This window comes from Streptomyces sp. RPA4-2, from assembly GCF_012273515.2.
GTDB lineage: Bacteria > Actinomycetota > Actinomycetes > Streptomycetales > Streptomycetaceae > Streptomyces > Streptomyces kaempferi.
Map to the genome: position 1 here is coordinate 6,133,748 of NZ_CP050975.2, position 18,457 is coordinate 6,152,204.

The 18,457-nt window shown below is 70.3% G+C and carries 15 protein-coding genes, 1 tRNA gene and 1 pseudogene; 16 read left to right on the forward strand and 1 reads right to left on the reverse strand.

From position 1 onward, the window contains the following. The 10 genes from HEP85_RS27020 to HEP85_RS27065 all read left to right on the forward strand — a co-directional run bounded on the left by HEP85_RS27020 (position 1) and on the right by HEP85_RS27065 (position 10,343). Positions 1 to 2,241 carry a cell division protein FtsK gene (locus tag HEP85_RS27020; protein WP_211118074.1) on the forward strand — a complete coding sequence of 747 codons (2,241 nt, stop codon included), beginning with the start codon at positions 1 to 3 and terminating at the stop codon, positions 2,239 to 2,241. A gap of 140 nt (positions 2,242 to 2,381) precedes the next feature. Next, the gene (locus HEP85_RS27025) at positions 2,382 to 2,633 is read left to right on the forward strand and encodes a hypothetical protein (protein WP_168530244.1); all 252 of its coding nucleotides are present in this window, start codon (positions 2,382 to 2,384) and stop codon (positions 2,631 to 2,633) included. Between the two features lie 152 nt (positions 2,634 to 2,785). Continuing rightward, entirely contained in the window at positions 2,786 to 2,974 is a 189-nt protein-coding gene (locus tag HEP85_RS27030) for a hypothetical protein (RefSeq protein ID WP_168530245.1), read from the forward strand. A gap of 11 nt (positions 2,975 to 2,985) precedes the next feature. Then, positions 2,986 to 3,600: a hypothetical protein gene (locus HEP85_RS27035; protein WP_369657855.1), complete on the forward strand. Its 615-nt coding sequence runs from the start codon at positions 2,986 to 2,988 to the stop codon at positions 3,598 to 3,600. Beyond that, entirely contained in the window at positions 3,597 to 4,871 is a 1,275-nt protein-coding gene (locus tag HEP85_RS27040; RefSeq protein WP_168530246.1) for a DNA cytosine methyltransferase, read from the forward strand. The genes HEP85_RS27035 and HEP85_RS27040 overlap by 4 nt, the downstream gene beginning before the upstream one ends. 90 nt (positions 4,872 to 4,961) lie before the next feature. Further along, the gene (locus tag HEP85_RS27045; protein WP_168530247.1) at positions 4,962 to 5,861 is read left to right on the forward strand and encodes a bifunctional DNA primase/polymerase; all 900 of its coding nucleotides are present in this window, start codon (positions 4,962 to 4,964) and stop codon (positions 5,859 to 5,861) included. Next, a complete protein-coding gene (locus tag HEP85_RS27050) occupies positions 5,858 to 7,015 on the forward strand; it encodes an AAA family ATPase (protein ID WP_168530248.1) in 1,158 nt (385 codons plus the stop codon). The genes HEP85_RS27045 and HEP85_RS27050 overlap by 4 nt, the downstream gene beginning before the upstream one ends. After that, entirely contained in the window at positions 7,012 to 7,206 is a 195-nt protein-coding gene (locus HEP85_RS27055) for an AlpA family transcriptional regulator (RefSeq protein ID WP_168530249.1), read from the forward strand. The genes HEP85_RS27050 and HEP85_RS27055 overlap by 4 nt, the downstream gene beginning before the upstream one ends. A 374-nt stretch (positions 7,207 to 7,580) precedes the next feature. Continuing rightward, complete coding sequence (locus HEP85_RS27060; protein WP_348772428.1) at positions 7,581 to 8,657, forward strand: site-specific integrase; 1,077 nt, start codon at positions 7,581 to 7,583, stop codon at positions 8,655 to 8,657. A gap of 594 nt (positions 8,658 to 9,251) precedes the next feature. After that, entirely contained in the window at positions 9,252 to 10,343 is a 1,092-nt protein-coding gene (locus HEP85_RS27065; RefSeq protein WP_168530250.1) for a hypothetical protein, read from the forward strand. 371 nt (positions 10,344 to 10,714) lie between these two features. On the opposite strand, the gene HEP85_RS27070 is transcribed toward HEP85_RS27065, so the two are convergent. Continuing rightward, positions 10,715 to 10,786: transfer RNA gene (locus HEP85_RS27070), tRNA-Arg, on the reverse strand. Positions 10,787 to 11,043: 257 nt separating this feature from the next. Here HEP85_RS27070 and HEP85_RS27075 point away from each other — a divergent pair. From HEP85_RS27075 to thrB, 6 genes and pseudogenes are all read left to right on the forward strand, one after another. Beyond that, a pseudogene (locus HEP85_RS27075) lies at positions 11,044 to 11,463 on the forward strand (response regulator); the annotation flags it as partial. Positions 11,464 to 11,912: 449 nt separating this feature from the next. Continuing rightward, positions 11,913 to 13,160, forward strand: a complete 1,248-nt coding sequence (gene nrtL / locus HEP85_RS27080) for an ArgS-related anticodon-binding protein NrtL (protein WP_369657856.1) — start codon at positions 11,913 to 11,915, stop codon at positions 13,158 to 13,160. 7 nt (positions 13,161 to 13,167) lie between these two features. Beyond that, entirely contained in the window at positions 13,168 to 14,559 is a 1,392-nt protein-coding gene (lysA, locus tag HEP85_RS27085; protein ID WP_168530252.1) for a diaminopimelate decarboxylase, read from the forward strand. Positions 14,560 to 14,726: 167 nt separating this feature from the next. After that, positions 14,727 to 16,025 (forward strand): homoserine dehydrogenase, encoded by a 1,299-nt coding sequence (locus tag HEP85_RS27090; protein ID WP_168534062.1) that lies wholly within the window; start codon positions 14,727 to 14,729, stop codon positions 16,023 to 16,025. A 6-nt stretch (positions 16,026 to 16,031) separates the two neighbouring features. Then, entirely contained in the window at positions 16,032 to 17,090 is a 1,059-nt protein-coding gene (thrC, locus tag HEP85_RS27095) for a threonine synthase (protein ID WP_329290439.1), read from the forward strand. A gap of 421 nt (positions 17,091 to 17,511) precedes the next feature. After that, the gene (gene thrB, locus HEP85_RS27100; protein ID WP_168530254.1) at positions 17,512 to 18,441 is read left to right on the forward strand and encodes a homoserine kinase; all 930 of its coding nucleotides are present in this window, start codon (positions 17,512 to 17,514) and stop codon (positions 18,439 to 18,441) included. Positions 18,442 to 18,457: the final 16 nt, after the last annotated feature.

Sequence of the window (18,457 nt, forward strand, 5' to 3'; positions counted from 1 at the left end):
GTGAAACACCCCGACGACGACAACGAACTCTTCAACCGGCTCGAAGCCGAAATGGGCGACCCCGCGGCCCCGTCCGGGGGCGAGGTGGTCGACCTCGGCAAGGCCCGGACCGCGCGCGGCGAGTCGACCGACCCGAGCCCCGACCCCTCGGCCGACTCCCGGCCGTCGAAGTCGGCCGACCCGGAGCCGACCGAGTCGGCCGACGGACGGCCGACGCTGGTCGACAGCACGGTGCCGACCATGTCCGGCCCCGGCGTCATCGACCGCATCAAGAACTCCAAGCGACTCGACGTCTTCCCGGCCTGGCTCAAGTCGGCCGCGGAGTTCAAGGAAGCGCTCGGCTGGCTGGCCGGGCACGCCTGGCACACCGCCGCCTTCCACGCGGTCCGCGTCCCATTCGTCTACCTGCCCAAACTCGTCTGGCGCTCCCCGCGCGGCGCGCTCCACACCCTGGGCAGGGTGGGCCGTTGGTCCGTGGACGCCGAGGGTGAGGCGCTGCGGCAGTACACGGCTACGAACGAGCAGGTGGATGAGTACCTGAAGCTCTCGCGCCAGCGCGACCGGCGCGTCCGCCTGCGGATGATCCTCACCATCCTCGGCTCCCTTTTCACCCTGGGCACGGTCCTGTTCCTGGTCTACGGGGCGGAGCCGATGACGCAGGTCATCGCCGCCGCGGTGGCCGTGCTCGGCTTCGGCCTGGCCGGGGCGCCGGCCGATGCGCCGCTGACGACGCGTGCGGTCATCAAGACCGAGGTACAGAAGCTGACCAGCGACATCGTGGTCAAGGCCATGGCCTCCATCGGCATCGGCCAGATCGCGAGCGCGGTCGCCAAGGGCAAGGACGGCATCCAGTTCGCCGCTCCCATCACCCGCGAGGGCCCCGGCTGGCGCGCGGACATCGACCTGCCGCTCGGAGTCACGGTCGCGGACGTCGCCGACCGGCGTGCCCGACTCGCCTCCGGCCTGCGCCGCCCACTCGGGTGCGTGTGGCCGGACGCCGACCCCAACGAGCACGAGGGACGCCTCATCCTGTGGGTGGGGGACCGGGACCTGTCCAAGACCGGCATCGTCAAGTGGCAGCTCGCCACCGCCCGCCGCCACGACATCTTCAAAGGCATCCCGTTCGGCCTGGACCCGCGCGGCCGCGGCCAGTCGGTGCCGATGATTCAGCACAACGTGCTGATCGGCTCGCAGCCCGGCCAGGGCAAGACCGCCTCCGTCCGCGTGCTCGCCTGCGGAGCGGCACTGGACCCGTCGGTGGAAATGTGGCTGCACGAGCTGAAAGGCACCGGCGACGTCGACGCCCTCGCCTGCACCTGCCACCGGTTCGTCTCCGGCATCGACGACGACTCCATCAAGTACGCCGCCGACTCCCTCACCCTGCTGCGCGCCGAGGTCATGCGCCGCGCTGCCGCGATCAAGAAGCTGCCGCGGGACCTCTGCCCGGACAAGCGCATCACCCGCACCATCGCCGACAAGCGCTCCCTCAAGCTGTGGCCGCTGCTCGCCGTGTTCGACGAGTGCCAGAACCTCTTCGCCCACCCCAAGTACGGCAAACAGGCAGGTGAGGACGCCGAGTTCATCATCAAGCTCGGCCGCGCCCTCGGAGTGATCCTGATCCTGGCCACCCAGCGCCCCGACAAGGACTCGCTCCCGACCGGGATCAGCGGCAACGTGTCCATCCGCTTCTGCCTGAGGGTCGCCGGCCAGGTCGAGAACGACATGATCCTCGGCACGAGCGCGTACCGGAACGGCGTGCGCGCCACCGCGTTCCGCCCGGAGATCGACGCAGGCAACGGCTACCTCGCCGGAGCGGGCCCCCTGCCGAGCGTGGTCCGCACCGCCTACCTCGACGACCCGGCCACCAACGCCATCGCCCAGCGCGCCCTCGCCCTGCGCAAGGCCGAAGGCACCCTGTCCGGGCACGCGCTCGGGGAGGACGCCGAAAGCACCGCGGGTCCCTCGTACGACCTGCTCGCCGACGTCGCCGCCGTCGTCCCTGTCTCGGAGAAGCGGGTGTGGAACGAGCGGATCGCCGCCCGGCTCGCGGAACTGCGGCCGGAGGTCTACGGCGGCTGGAAGGGCGAGAACGTCACCTCCGCACTCAAGCCGCACGGCATCAAGACCACCGGCGTGGCCGGGACCACCGACGACGGCGAGCGCACCACCCGCCGCGGCATCGTCCGCGACGACCTCACCACCGCGATTGCTGAGCGTGACGAAAACCGGGGCGCCGCCTAGCCCCGCTCACCCGCTACCGGTAGCGGGCCCACCTGCTACCGGTAGCACCCCCGCTAGCACCCCAAACAGCACCCCACCTGTGATCTAGCGGATAGCAGCCCACCTGCGAAAACCCCGGAAACCGGCCCGGAGGGACCCCGATGACCCCCATAGCCCTTGCTGTCGTCTGCCCACTCGCCATCACACTCTGTTACGTGGCTCTGTGTGCGGGGAGCCCGTTCGGGACCTGCCGCAAGTGCAACGGCTTCGGCTTCGCCACCACCACCGACCGCAAGGGACGCCCCAAGCGCGGCAAGCACTGCCGCCGCTGCAAGGGCCGCGGCAAACGCGTCCGCGCCGGCCGCTGGCTCTACAACCGCGCCTCACGGATCTACCGCCAAGGCACCCGCTGAGCACACGACCGGCGACCACCCGTCATCAGACGGACCCCGCTCCTAGCTGGAGCCAGGCGGGCGCGGTCACCGGTCCACGCCCCGAACTTGCCAGCACCCGGGGCCCGCGCAGCCTAACCAGCCGCTCTTCCCGACCGAAAGCGAGTTCCGCCATGGCCGTGACCATCTCGCTCGCCCTGCTCTTCGGCCTGCTGCTCATCGTCCTCATCCGCTCCGGATCACTCAAGGCGGGCGGGGCGTTCGTCGCCGTGATGTTCGGCTTCTACCTCGCCTCCACCGGCGCCTCCCACACCGTCCACGCCCTCATGAGCGCCGTCATCAACGCGCTCCCCAACCTGTGAGGAAGCCAGTCGTGAACGAACAGATCGTGGCCCGCCACTGGCTCGCCATCATCGCCCCCAAAGCCGCCCCCGCCGTGGCCACGTCCACCGTGCTGATCCTGGCCCGGATCTGGAACGCCAACGGCGCCCAACACTCCCTCGGCAACGCCGTACTCATGACCGCGCTCTCCCTCGCCGCCGGCGCGGCCGGCGTCTGCGCGAGCATCGGCCGCGCCGGAGACCCCGTCATCGCCGGGACCGCGTTCGCCGCCTCCGGCGGACTCGCCCTCGCCGGCGTCGCCGGATACGCCAACGGGCTGTCCCTGCCCCTGCTGCTGTGGGTGCTGACGACCGCCATCGCCTACGGGCTCGCCGCCCGGTACTGGCGCACTGACCGCCGCGAACGCGTCGCGTACGAGCGGCACGTGAGCGACCGGCGCGAGGAACGCGCCCACATCGAGCGCGTGGAAACCATCCGCGGCACGACACAGATCGAGGTCGCCCGCACCGGCGCCGCCTACGCCGAACAGCTCGCGCAGGCACTCATCACCCGCGCGGCCCTGCCCGGCTTCGACCCCGGGGCCCTCGAAGCGGTGGGCCTGCCCCAACTCCCGTTCGCCGACAGCAGCAAGGAGAACCGCGCATGACCTATCCCGTCGCGCCGCTGGAGGACGGCAACATCAGTCTGTGCACCGGCTCCGGTGCGCTGGACCAGGCCGTGGAAGCCGTCACCGGCCTGCCCACCGTTCTGGTCGGCGAGAAGGACCCGGCCGCCTCCCGCCTGCTCGCCTCCCGCCTGCCCCTTGTGGACAACCTTGGGGACATCACGGCCGTCGACTTCGCCGCCCTGGCCGCAACCGTGTCCCGCCCGGTGGCGCTGACGGCCGGGTTTCCCTGCCAGGACATCTCCAACGCCGGACCTCGGGGAGGGATCGCCGGTGACCGCTCCGGACTGTGGAAAACCATCGTCTGTGCCGTTCGCCATCTTCGACCCCGACTCGTCTTCCTGGAGAACGTCGCAGCCCTGCGCAGCCGGGGACTCGATGTCGTCGCCGCCGACCTGGCCGCGATCGGGTACGACGCGCGGTGGATGTGCCTACGAGCTGGAGATCCCGAAGTCGGCGCCTGCCACCGCCGGGACCGCTGGTTCGCCGTCGCGTATCCCGCTGCTGAAGACTCCCACCTCACAGCTCGGACGCAACGGCGGACCGCAGCACCCGGACAAGCGCCGGGCGGGTGGGCACGGGCCCACGCTGGAGGACGAAGTGGTGTTCTTGTTGCCCCCGACGGGCGCCTGAGGCTGCTGCCCACCCCGGCCGCCGCCGACGGCACCGGTGGACCCGGCACCTCGCCCAAACGGCAGGGCGGGATGAACCTGCGCACCGCTGTCACCCTGCTGCCCACCCCCGCCGCGCGTGACTGGAAGTCCGGCGCCTCCAACCTCCTTGGAACCAACTCCCGTCCCCTGAACGAGGTGGTGGTGAACCTGCTGCCCACCCCCAAGGCGTCGGACGGGCCACACGGCGGGCCCAACCAGCGTGACACGGCGGGCAACTACTACCTGCCCGGCCAGGCCGTGCGCCTCGACGGCCGGTGGGTGGCCACCAACGGCACCGACTACGGGCCCGCCATCCGCCGCTGGGAGCAGGTTCTGGGCCGACCCGCGCCCGAGCCGACCGAGCCCGGGACCAAGGGGAACCGCCGGCTGTCCCCGGCGTTCGTCGAATGGATGATGGGCGCCGATCCCGGCTGGGTCACCGGCCCCGACCTGGGCCTGTCCCGCTCCGACCAGCTCAAGATCCTCGGCAACGGCGTCGTCATCCACCAAGCCGCACTCGCCTACCGCGCCCTGCTCGCCGCCACCGCGCCCGAAGCCGCGGAGGCCGCGTCGGCTCAGCTCACCCTCGATATCGCATAGCTACGCCGCGGCGGCGGGACTCCCCAGCAAGGTCGCCCGCCGCCGCGGTTCTCCCTGCCCATCCGAAGACAGAAACAGGAGAACCCCAGCATGCCGTACCCCGACGGCCCTGCCCAGCTCGCCTCAGCGCTTGACGCAGCGTCGCGAGACTGGCGCGTCTTCCCTCTCATCCCCGGAGACAAGCGGCCCGCCGTCCGCGACTGGGAACAGCGCGCCACGGCCGATCACGTCCGCATCACCCGGTGCTGGACACATGCCGCGTACAACGTCGGCATCGCGACTGGCCCGTCCGGCCTGGTCGTCATCGACCTGGACCGGCCCAAGCACCCCACCGACACCCCGCCGGCCGAATGGGCCAAGCACGGTGTCACGGAAGGCGCCGACGTGCTCGCCGTACTCTGCGAGCGCCACGGCCAGCCCCTCCCCACCGACACCTACACGGTCGGTACTTGGAGCGGCGGCACCCATCTGTACTTCGCCGCACCGGAGAGCGAACCTCTGCGGAACACCGCCGGGGACAGCACCCGAGGGCTCGGCTGGAAGGTCGATACCCGCGCCGTGGGCGGACTCGTGGTCGGCGCGGGCAGCACCTTCAACAATCGCCCGTACGCGGTCACCCACAACGCCCCTGTGGCGCCGCTGCCCGGCTGGCTCGCCGAACTCCTACGCCCCACCCCGCTGCCTCCGCAGAAGCCCGTCACAGTCGCCCTCACCGGACACGGACGCCGTGCGGCCTTCCTGCGGTCCGCCGTCAACGGCGAGGTGGAACGGGTCACCGGCTCCGGCGAACACCAACACAATGACGCGCTCTTCATCGCCGCAGCCGCCCTCGGACAGCTCGTCGCCGGCGGCGAGCTGAGCGAAGCCGACGTCACCGGCTGGCTCCTCACTGCCGCGCTCCAGGTCGGACAGGGCGAGCGCGAGGCACGGCGCACCATCGCTTCCGGCCTCCGGGCCGGAGCACGGCGCCCCCGGACGGTCGCCGCATGAGCACCAGCCCCATCCCGCCCCTGCACCTGTACTCCGTGCCCAGCGACACCGAGGCAGCCCCGCTCGCGCCCCCGAAGCGGGAGCGCCCGCGGACCGCATGGACGGCCGATCAGCTCATGGCCGCCAACTTCCCCGAGCCCAAATGGGCCGTGCCCGACATCCTCGCCGAAGGCGTCAGCCTGCTCGCCGGACCGCCCAAGGTCGGCAAATCCTGGCTCTCCCTCGGGCTGGCACTCGCGGTCGCCGCCGGAGGCCAGGCGTTCGACTCCGTACCAGTTCAGGGCGGGCCCGTGCTCTATCTCGCCCTGGAGGACACCCCGCGCCGCCTTCAGACCCGGATGGGCAAGCTCTTGGGCGGAAAGCCGGCTCCCGCTGGGCTGACCCTGGTCACCGAGTGTCCGCCCTTCCCCCAGGGCGGAACCGAGGCCATCGCACAGTGGCTGGACCGAAACCCCGACGCCCGCATGGTCGTCATCGACGTGTTCGCCAAGATGCGCGGACAGGCCCCGCAGGGCGTATCGGCGTACGACGCGGACTATGTCTCTGTCGGCTACGCCAAGCGGCTCGCGGACCACTACGGCATCGCTGTCGTCCTGGTCCACCACGTCCGCAAGGCAGGCTCCGACGACTTCCTGACCGAGGTGTCCGGGACCAACGGCATCGCGGGCGCGGCAGACGCCACCCTCGTGCTGAAGCGGGCCCGCGGGCAGGCAGACGGCATCCTGCACGTCACCGGCCGCGACGTGGACGAAAGCGAGTACGCCCTCAGCTTCCAACCCGCCTCCGGCGCCTGGCACTTGCTGGACGGACCGGTGTCCGACCACACCGTCGGCGATACCCGCGCCACGATCCTGCGCTACGTCCGCGCTCACTCGGGGGCCAGGCCGAAGGACATGGCGGGCGAGCTGCCGAACGTCGACCTGGACACGATCCGGCGTACCTGCAACCGCATGGCCGACGCCGGGCAGCTCACCAAGGACGCTGGCGGCCGGTACTACCCGGACACGGACACCCGGACAGAGGGCGCGCAAGAGGTGTCCGCACTGTCCGCCTGTCCGGTTATGCCATCTGACCTGCGCGAACAGTCCGGACAGTCGGAATTGGAGCTGTCCGGCCTGTCCGGTGCGGACGAAGCCGAAAGGATGGCGGAATGAGCGCCCGCACGCTCGACGAGAAGATGACCGTCAAGGAGGTCATCGCCGATCTGAAGGTCGCCCCGTCGACCTTCTACCGGTGGCGCCAACTGGGGAAGGGCCCCCGCGCGATCAAGCTCCCGAACGGCGACGTGCGAATCCGGCGGTCGGAGTACGAGCGGTGGCTCACGGAGCGGGAGGACGCTGCGTGAGCACGAATGAAGGCATCCCGGCTCGACGCCCGCACGGGTCGGCCAGGCCGGGGTACTCCCTCGATGTCCGGCTGTGGAAGGTCACGAAGGTCGACCGGAAGGCACGTCCGTACCAACTCCGCTGGGTCGTGGGCGGGAAGGTGAGCAGCGCGACGTTCGCCACGTCGGCACTCGCCGAGAGCCGGCGCTCGGAGCTCCGGCAGGCCATGCGCCGAGGCGAAGCGTTCGAGATCGCAAGCGGACAGCCCGAGTCCGAAGTCCGTGCGGAGGCGGAAGCGGCGGCTGAGGCCGAGCCGTCGTTGCGGTGGTTCGAATTCTGCCGGAAGTACGTCGCCGGGCGGTGGCGCATGAGCGCCGCGAAGACGCGTGAAGGCATGGCGGACGCGCTCGCGGCCGTGGCGCTGGCCATGGTGAAGCGCGGGGACAGTGCTCCTGACGACAAGTACCTGCGGCTGGCATTCCGGTGGGGGATGGTCCCCGCGAATGCGAGGGAGGATCCGCCGGCCGAGCTGAAAACCGCGTACGAGTGGCTCACGACGCAGGACCGGCCGGTTGCCGACCTGGCGGACGTCGAGGTGTTCGAGGACGTGGTGTACCGCCTCAGCTACCGGCTGGACGGTACCCCGGCGGCGGGGGAGACGCACAGACGGCGGCGGCGCGCCCTGAACACGGCCCTCGAACACGCAGTCGCCTCCAAGGAGCTCCCGGAGAACCCGCTCCAAGGAGCCCGTGGGAAGCGCGTGGGCTCCGGTGGGGTGGTGGACCGCCGCGTGCTCGTGAACGCCGTACAGGGACGCCAGTTGCTCATCGGCGTCTCCTACGTCGGCTCGTGGGACCGCAGCCGCGGGCGGCGCCTGGTGGCGTTCTACGGGGTCCTGTACTACGCGGGGCTCAGGCCCGCTGAGGCGGTCGGGCTGAGGCTCTCTGACTGCCACCTGCCGGAGGAGGGTTGGGGCACGTTGACGCTGAGGGAGACACGTCCCGTATCGGGCAAGCAGTGGACGGACTCCGGGGAGCGGCACGACCGCCGGGGCCTGAAAGCTCGCGAGTCCGACACCGACCGCCCGGTGCCCATCCCGCCCGTCCTGGTCGCCATCCTTCGAGCCCACCTGAAGGAGTTCGGGACCGCCAAGGAGGGGCGCGTGTTCGGGAACGAGCGCGGGGGAGTCGTCGGCTCATCCACGTACTGGCGCGTGTGGGAGGAGGCGCGACCGTTCGCCCTTCCGCCGGACCGCGTCGAATCGCCGCTCGCCGGGCGCCCGTACGACCTGCGTCACGCATGCATCACACGATGGCTGAACGCCGGGGTCCCGATCGCTGAGGTCGCCCGGCGGGTCGGCAACTCCCCGGAGGTGATCCACCGCCGGTACCACGGGTGCGTGGACGGACACGAGGAAGCCGCCAACCTGAAGATCGCAAAGGCTCTTGAGGGGGAGGGCGACGTAGCCTGATCGCACCCGTGCCGCGCTGAGACCCGTCTCTTGGTAAGGGCTGGACATGTGGCGCCAGTTCCAACCTCACCAGCGACTCCGCGCCGAATGCCTGGCGCAAGATCTGTAGGGCTCCCCGCCGCCCCGAGGGCGCCCGGGGCGCTCTGGAGCGCCCCGGGCGGGGCCCGCTACGCGATGATCCCGTGCAACACTGCTACTGCCCCTCCGGCAGCGCCGAGTGCCGCTAGGGCTGGCCCGCCGAGGACGAGGACTGTGATCCCAACTACGCCAGCTCCGAGGAGGATGAGCATCCACCGCTGGGATAGGCGCTCGGGGTCCTGATTTTCATTTGTCTGGTTTGCCATTAGGCTCCTAAGTGGATTCTGATTCGTTGTAGCGGCCCCGGGCTGGACCCCGGGGCCGTTCGCATCGGTACGAACGGCGAGCCGCTGAGCCCGTTTCGAACCGGTGCTCAACTCCATGGTGAGGCCACTTTCGGGCCACTCAGGCGACTCCTGGCAACGCTTTGATCCGCACTGAGATGATCTAGTTAATTAACTAGTAGAGTCTTATACGCGGATCAAAACGTTGAGATCAAAACGTGGTGACGGAGCGATGTCCGGAGTCCTTGAGACGATCGAACGCCGATTGCGTCGGCTGACCGAGATGCAGCGCACCAGGGCTGTGGCACAGGCAGGGGCGGCCCTGCGCGAGGTCTGGAGGGCCGGGAAGCAGCCCGACCTTGTCAAGCTGCGCGCTCACTTGCTATACGCCCGAGAAGAGGGGCAGCAGCCCCCACTGACTCACCTGCTCAACCCGCGGGGCATCGCGCTGCGCTTCTACCTGCTGGCTGTCTTCGAGGCGCACTGCCGGCTGAACATCGGTGAGCCGTGGAAGAACGTCCGCAGCCTGGCCCGCGAGCGACTGTCCTGGTCCGATTTCGTCGCCATCGACGGCGCCTACGACACGAAGACCGGCGCCTACATGCCCGACACCAAGCAGGAGCGGAATTCGGAGGTACTGCGCCTGCGACAGATCCAGGGGGCCCTGCGAAGCCTGGAGGATTTCGACCTCGGGCGCTCCCTGGTCACTGTGCCCCGAGCGAAGAACGGCGGCCGCCGCCTCTACGGGTCCTTCTCTCTCATGAGCGAGGAAGGCCGAGGCGACCTCCAAACTTCGCACGCCTACACCGTCCCTCGGAAGGGCTGGAACGGGAAACGAACGCTCGCGTTCACCATCCCCGCCGACTTCTTCCTCAACGGCTGGGTCCAAGTGCTCAACCCCTCCGAGGTCGCCACCTGGCTCATCCTGCGCGAGCTCAGCCAGTACGCCCCGACCAAACACGACGAGGAGGGTGTCTATCTCTACGGCAAAAGGCGGATCGAGGACTTTGGTCTCAAGCGCGATGCCTGGCAGGACAGTTGCCACCTACTACGCAAACTCGGCCTGATCCGCTACTACAGCCAGGAGAGTCGCGAGGGCGGTGATGGCGAGCCAGACGGCGGCATCGTCAGCAGTGGCTGGGGCGACTTCTTCGCTCAGCAACTGCGCGACCGGTACGAGCCGCACCGATACCAGATGACTGATCAGGGCCTGACCCAGGACGCGCTTCAAGGGTGCATCAAAGAGGTCACTCTTCTCAGGGCTGAGGCGCGTCGCAAGAGAGGGGCGTCGGTCCCGGCCCAGCCGAGCGGGCGAACTGTCTAGCGATCGCAAGATCACTAGAGCGGTTGATGCCCGTTACGGCTAGCCGGTCACGCAGGTCGGCCGACAGTACTGCCGCCACCGCCCTCGGTGGCAGCGCTGGTACTCGCAGTGCCGATTCTTCCGCTGTCGCCCGGGTTCCAGCGGGCTTCGACCTGCGGGGCCGGGAAGAGGCGGACCAGACCATCAGCGGCACCGGGATAACACCGTGAGCGGTGGGCCTCGCGTGTCGGAGGCGTGTCGCGTGTATCGCAGATAGTGCGCGAACAGTGAGACAGAACGAGAAAGAGCGGGAGTCAGTGAGACTGACTCCCGCTCTCTCATCTAGGCATCCGCCCAGCTCAGCGCCTGATTCTTGCTGGCTGTGTGGCGAGTGCCCCCGGCAGGATTCGAACCTGCGCACACGGCTCCGGAGGCCGTTGCTCTATCCCCTGAGCTACGGGGGCGTGTCGGCCTTGGTGTGTGGCGACGGGTAGAACCCTACCAGCTCTTTCGAGGGCGACTGGCATGGGTTTATGTGGGGGAGGGGCGGTGTGTTGAGGAGGGGCGGGAGGGCGTCCTGGGTGAGTGTGGGGGCGGCTCGGGGGTGTGGGCCGAATGGGTTCAGGGTCCCCGGTGAGAGTCCCGGATGTCGGGTCGAGGCGGGGTCGGGGCGGCGTCAGGACTCAGCCCGAGCGGGTTCGGGAACACGTCCGGGGTGGAAGTGGGGAAAAGCCGGACGCGGTGCCGGGCGCGGACCTACTCTCGAGTTGTGTCAGGCGCGTCCGGTCGGGTGCTTGTTGTGGACGACAACAAGGTCATCCGGCAGCTGATCAGGGTCAATCTCGAGCTGGAGGGCATCGAGGTCGTGACCGCGGCCGACGGTGTCGAATGCCTGGACGTGGTGCATCACGTGCGGCCCGATGTGGTGACCCTGGATGTGGTCATGCCCCGCCTCGACGGGTTGCGGACCGCCGCTCGCCTCCGTGCCGATCCGCGCACGCGGAACCTTCCTCTCGCCATCGTCAGCGCCTGCACTCAGTACGAGGTCGAGAGCGGGCTCGATGTGGGCGTCGACGCCTTTCTCGCCAAACCCTTCGAGCCTGCTGAACTCGTGCGCATCGTGCGGCAGTTGATGGAGCGGCGGGGGAGTCGGGGCGGCGAAGGCGGTGGTGACGACGACTGCGGGTCGCCCTTCCAAGGTGCCTTCCAGGGCGCGGACGAGGGAGAGGGCTTCGGTTCCGAAGGGTTCGGTACGGACGGTTTCCGTGCGGAGAGGTTCGGTACGGAGAGGCTCGGTGCCGCGGGGTTCGATGCCGAGAGGTTCGGCGCTGAGGGGTTCGGGGTCGACGAAGCCGAGCGCGCCGGCCGGTCCGGTCACTGACGACAGCCATTGACCCGTCGCACACCGTCGTACCCCGTCCCACCCCGTCACCCATGGACCGCGGTCGTCAGTCGTCGAGTCACCCCTACGGGCGCAGGCCCGCTTAAGCCATCCCCGGAACCCCTACACCCCGCCGTACCCCGTCCACATCGCGGACCTCCGGCCAAACCGACTCGCATACCCACCCCCTCCTCCCCTACGCTGGTCACGTGACCCCCGTCGAGCTCTCCCGTACCGTGCTGCGCGCGGTGCGTCGTGCCGTGGACGCGGGTGAGCTGAGTGTGGCCGTGCCGGCGCGGGCGGTGGTGGCGCCGCCGGGGCCCGGTGGGTGCGGGGACTACGCCACGAACATCGCGTTGCAGCTGGCCCGCCCCGCCGGGCGCTCCGCGGTGCAGGTCGCCGAGATCCTGCTGCCCCACCTCGTCGGCACCGACGGTGTCGCCGACGTCGCGATCACCGGGCCCGGGTTTCTCAACATTCGCCTCGGTGGCGCGGACTCCGCCGTCGCATCCCTCGTACGGGAGATCGGGCGCGGTTCCTACGGTCATGGCGACGCGCTCGCCGGGCAGGTCGTCCCGCTCCGGATCCCGATGCCGTACGACATCCGTGCCGAGGTCGTCGCCGACGCGCTCGTACGGATCATCGCCACCCAGGGTGGCCAGGCCCTCGTGCAGCATGCCGAGCCGCCGCACGCTGAGCCGTCGCACGCCGGACTGCGGCACGCCGAGCCGTCGCACACCGGGCTGCGGCACGCCAAGCTGCCGCACACGGATCCCTCCCACACAGACCTCTCCCACACAGACCTCTTCGACACGGTCCCTCCCACACGGACCCCCCAGGCGTCGCCCCTCCCACACCGACCTCCGGCCCGGCGGCCCCCGGCACCCCGAGGAACGCACCCCCTCACCCCCGCACCCAGCGCCCCCGCGCCCACCGCCCCCGGCGCCCTCACCACCCCCGTAACCCTCCGCCCCGTCCCCGCCCCCGAAGACCCCACCCCTCTCGGCCCCGACGCCGCGCGCTGGGCGCTGCTGCACCCGGCCGGGCACGACCGGCCGCGGATCGATGCCGGGCATCTTCTTCAGCGGGAGAGCAACCCGCTCTTCCGCGTCCGGTACGCACACGCCCGCACCCGGGCTCTCACCCGCAACGCCGCCGCCCTCGGCTTCACCGGCACCCCCGGTGACGTCCCAGGGGCGGACGACCTGCTCGGCGCCCTCGCCGAGTACCCCCGTGCCCTGCGCGTCGCCGCGACCCATCGCGCCCCGGACCGCCTCGCCCGGCAGCTCGTCACCACCGCCGACGCCTTCCTCGCCCTCCAGCACCTGGTGCTGCCGCTCGGCGACGAGAAACCCTCGGCCGCCCACCGCGCCCGGCTCGCGCTCGCCGAAGCCACCGGGACGGTGCTGGCCGGCGGCCTGTCCCTGCTCGGCATCAGCGCCCCTGACTATCTGTGAGAGAAGAATGAGCCGTTCCGCACACCCCGCCGGGCCCCGTCACGCCGATGTGCTGACGGAGGGGCACTACAGCGCCCCGCCCTCCGACCTCAACGCCCTCGACCCCAAGGTCTGGGCCCACACCGTCACCCGTACCGACGACGGGGTCGTGACCGTCGGCGGTGTCGAAGTCACCACCCTCGCGGAGGAGTTCGGCACCCCCGCCTACTTCCTCGACGAGTCGGACTTCCGTGCGCGCGCCCGCGCCTGGCGCACCGCCTTCGGGCACGACGCCGACGTCTTCTACGCGGGGAAGGCGTTCCTCTCGCGGGCCGTCGTGCGGTGGCTGTACGAGGAGGGGCTGAACCTCGACGTCTGTTCGGGTGGTGAACTGGTCACCGCCCTCTCCGCCGGTATGCCCGCCGACCGCATCGCCTTCCACGGCAACAACAAGTCCGCCGAGGAGATCACCGCCGCCGTCCGCGCCGGCGTCGGGCGGATCGTCCTCGACTCCTTCCAGGAGATCGTGCGCGTCGCCCACATCGCCCACTCCCTCGGCACCCGGCAGCGCGTACAGATCCGGGTGACGGTCGGCGTGGAGGCGCACACGCACGAGTTCATCGCCACCGCCCACGAGGACCAGAAGTTCGGCATCGCCCTCGCCGACGGGCAGGCCGCGGAGGCCGTACGCCGTGCGCTCTCCCTCGACGGTCTCGAGCTGGTCGGGATCCACTCGCACATCGGCTCGCAGATCTTCGACATGGCCGGGTTCGAGGTCGCCGCCCGGCGCGTCGTGGCGCTGCTCGCGGCCGTCCGTGACGAGCACGGGGTCGAACTGCCCGAGATCGACCTCGGCGGCGGCCTCGGCATCGCGTACACCAGCGACGACGACCCCCGTGAGCCGCACGAGATCGCCAAGGCCCTCAGCGAGATCGTCAGCCGGGAGTGCGAGGCCGCGAAGCTGCGGACGCCCCGGATCTCGGTGGAGCCCGGGCGCGCCATCGTCGGGCCGACCGCCTTCACGCTCTACGAGGTCGGCACGATCAAGCCGCTCGAAGGGCTGCGGACGTACGTCTCGGTGGACGGCGGCATGTCCGACAACATCCGCACCGCGCTGTACGACGCCGAGTACAGCGTCGCCCTGGTCTCGCGCACCTCCGACGCCGAGCCCATGCTCGTGCGCGTCGTCGGCAAGCACTGCGAGAGCGGTGACATCGTCGTGAAGGACGCGTTCCTGCCCTCCGACCTGGCACCCGGCGACCTGCTCGCCGTTCCGGCCACCGGGGCCTACTGCCGGTCGATGGCCAGCAACTACAACCACGCGCTGCGGCCGCCGGTCGTCGCGGTCAACGACGGCGAGGCGCGGGTCATCGTCCGGCGCGAGACGGAGGACGACCTGCTCCGGCTCGATGTGGGATGACGGACGGCGGCCACCGGCGGTGTCCCGGCGGGCGGAGGAAGATCTCCGGTCCGTCGGCCCGGCAAGAATGAAATAGACATCTCACGATCCGGACGAGGGACAGAAAGCCCCGTCCGGTGAGTGAGACTGGTCCCACCGTAGACGGTATGAGGAAACGAGGTCGGATGATGCGTACGCGTCCGCTGAAGGTGGCGCTGCTGGGCTGTGGGGTTGTCGGCTCAGAGGTGGCTCGCATCATGACGACGCACGCCGACGACCTCGCCGCGCGCATCGGGGCCCCGGTCGAGCTGACCGGCGTCGCGGTGCGGCGGCCCTCCAAGGTCCGTGCGGGCATCGACCCCGCCCTGGTGACGACCGACGCCACCGCCCTGGTCAAACGCGGGGACATCGACGTCGTCGTGGAGGTCATCGGGGGGATCGAGCCCGCCCGCTCCCTCATCACGACCGCCTTCGAGCACGGTGCCTCCGTGGTGTCCGCCAACAAGGCGCTGCTCGCCCAGGACGGTGCCGCGCTGCACGCCGCCGCCGAGGAGCACGGCAGGGACCTCTACTACGAGGCCGCCGTCGCCGGTGCCATCCCCCTGATCCGCCCGCTGCGCGAGTCGCTGGCCGGCGACAAGATCAACCGCGTGATGGGGATCGTCAACGGGACCACGAACTTCATCCTCGACAAGATGGACTCCACGGGAGCGGGTTACCAGGAGGCCCTCGACGAGGCCACCGCGCTCGGGTACGCGGAAGCCGACCCGACCGCCGACGTCGAGGGTTTCGACGCCGCCGCGAAGGCCGCCATCCTCGCCGGAATCGCCTTCCACACGCGGGTGCGTCTCGACGATGTCTACCGCGAGGGCATGAACGAGGTCACCTCCGCCGACTTCGCCTCGGCCAAGGCGATGGGCTGCACCATCAAACTGCTTGCCATCTGCGAGCGGGCCGCGGACGGGGGCTCGGTGACGGCGCGCGTGCACCCGGCGATGATTCCGCTGAGCCACCCCCTCGCCTCCGTGCGCGGCGCGTACAACGCCGTGTTCGTCGAGTCGGACGCCGCCGGTCAGCTCATGTTCTACGGGCCGGGCGCCGGCGGCGCGCCGACCGCTTCCGCCGTCCTCGGTGACCTCGTCGCCGTCTGCCGCAACAAGCTCAACGGCGCGACCGGCCCCGGCGACTCCGCGTACACCCAGCTGCCCGTGAGCTCCATGGGCGAGGTCGTCACGCGCTACCACATCAGCCTCGACGTGGCCGACAAACCGGGTGTTCTCGCCCAGGTGGCCACGGTCTTCGCCGAGCACGGCGTCTCGATCGATACGGTTCGCCAGCAGGGCCGGCAGGACGGAGGCGGCGAGGCCTCCCTCGTCGTGGTCACCCACCGTGCGTCCGACGCGTCCCTGAACGGGACCGTCGAGGCGCTGCGCAGCCTCGACACCGTGCGGGGTGTCGCCAGCATCATGCGGGTTGAAGGAGAGTAACCAGCAATGACCCACCAATGGCGCGGAATCATCGAGGAGTACCGGGACCGGCTTCCGGTGTCCGAGAACACGCCGGTCGTGACGCTCCGTGAGGGCGGTACGCCGCTCGTGCCCGCGCAGGTGCTCTCCGAGCGCACGGGCTGCGACGTCCACCTCAAGGTGGAGGGTGCGAATCCGACCGGGTCCTTCAAGGACCGCGGTATGACCATGGCCATCACGCGGGCGAAGGAGGAGGGCGCCAAGGCCGTCATCTGCGCCTCCACCGGCAACACGTCGGCCTCCGCCGCGGCCTACGCGGTGCGGGCCGGGATGGTCTGTGCCGTCCTCGTGCCGCGGGGCAAGATCGCGCTCGGCAAGATGGGGCAGGCCCTCATCCACGGCGCGAAGATCCTCCAGGTCGACGGGAACTTCGACGACTGCCTCACGCTCGCGCGCTCGCTGTCCGACAACTACCCGGTGGCGCTGGTCAATTCGGTCAATCCGGTGCGCATCGAGGGCCAGAAGACCGCGGCCTTCGAGATCGTGGACATGCTCGGCGACGCGCCCGACATCCATGTCCTGCCGGTGGGCAACGCGGGCAACATCACGGCGTACTGGAAGGGCTACACCGAGTACGCCACCGACGGCATCGCCGCCCGGACCCCGCGCATGTGGGGTTTCCAGGCCTCCGGTTCCGCGCCCATCGTGCGCGGTGAGGTGGTCAAGGACCCCTCGACCATCGCCACCGCGATCCGCATCGGCAACCCGGCCTCGTGGCAGTTCGCGCTGGCCGCGCGGGACGAGTCGGGCGGCTTCATCGACGAGGTGACGGACCGTGAGATCCTGCGTGCCTACCGGCTGTTGGCCGCGCAGGAGGGTGTCTTCGTCGAGCCGGCGTCCGCCGCGTCCGTCGCCGGCCTGCTGAAGGCCGCCGAGCAGGGCAAGGTCGACCCCGGCCAGCGGATCGTCTGCACGGTCACCGGGAACGGGCTCAAGGATCCGGACTGGGCCGTCGCCGGCGCCCCGCAGCCCGTCACCGTCCCGGTGGACGCGGCCACGGCGGCGGAGCGGCTCGGGCTGGCGTAAAGCCGCCTGGCGCGAACCCGCCGCCGCCCCGTGGGAGTCCCTGAGCGGGAGGCTCCGGGGGCTCCCGGGGCCTCCAGGAGTGCGTAGGGGCGCGTCGGAGCTCTTCGGTGGCGGGTTGAAAGTGCCGGAAAGCGGTGGAAAGCGTCACCCGCCGCGACCGGCCCCGGCGCAATCCGGCGGGGGGTGCACGGGGGGCTTACGACACGCATCGTGCGCCTCCTGTGCGCCCTATGTCGCCACAGAACCTTCCTTCGATAGGCTGTACCGAACCCGCCCGCCGCATATGCCGCGGTGCCGCGCCGTCCTTGCGGCCTCCGGGTCTTTTCGTAGGCATCGCAACCCGTCGCAGTTCCTCGCAGCAGTTCACCGCAGTTCATCGAGAATCTCGCACATCACGCAGCTCAAGGAGAGTCATCGAGCGATGGCCGGTCCAGCGTTCCGCGCCGCCGCCGTCCGGGTGCGCGTCCCCGCCACCAGCGCCAATCTCGGGCCGGGCTTCGACGCCTTCGGCCTGTCACTGGGGCTGTACGACGACGTGGTCGTCCGGGTGGCCGACTCCGGGCTGCACATCGACATCGCGGGTGAGGGCAGCGAGACGCTGCCGCGCGACGAGAGTCACCTCCTCGTACGCTCCCTGCGCACCGCCTTCGACCTGCTGGGCGGACAGCCGCGCGGCCTCGAGATCGTCTGCGCCAACCGCATTCCGCACGGACGGGGTCTCGGTTCCTCCTCGGCCGCCATCTGCGCCGGAATCGTCGCCGCGCGTGCCGTGACCATAGGCGGCGACAGCAGGCTCGACGACTCCGCGCTGCTGGAACTCGCCACCGAGATCGAAGGGCATCCCGACAATGTCGCGGCCTGCCTGCTCGGTGGTTTCACGCTCTCCTGGATGGAGGCCGGAGCCGCGCGGGCGATCCGGATGGAACCCGCCGATTCCATCGTTCCGGTGGTTTTCGTACCGGGAAAGCCGGTGCTCACCGAGACCGCGCGCGGTCTGCTGCCACGCACCGTCCCGCACGTCGACGCCGCCACGAACGCGGGCCGCGCCGCACTGCTCGTCGAGGCCCTCACCAGGCGCCCCGAGCTGCTGCTGCCCGCCACCGAGGACCGTCTGCACCAGGAGTACCGCGCCCCGGCGATGCCGGAGAGCGCCGCACTGGTGGAGCGGCTGCGGGCCGACGGCATTCCCGCGGTGATCTCCGGCGCGGGCCCCACGGTCCTCGCGCTCGCCGACGGGGAATCGGCCGACAAAGTCGCTGACCTCGCAGGTCAGGGCTGGGCCGCCAATCGACTGGACCTCGACGCCACGGGGGCGAGCGTGCTGCCTCTCGCGCCGACGGGCGTCCATTAAAAGCGCGCGGTTGCCG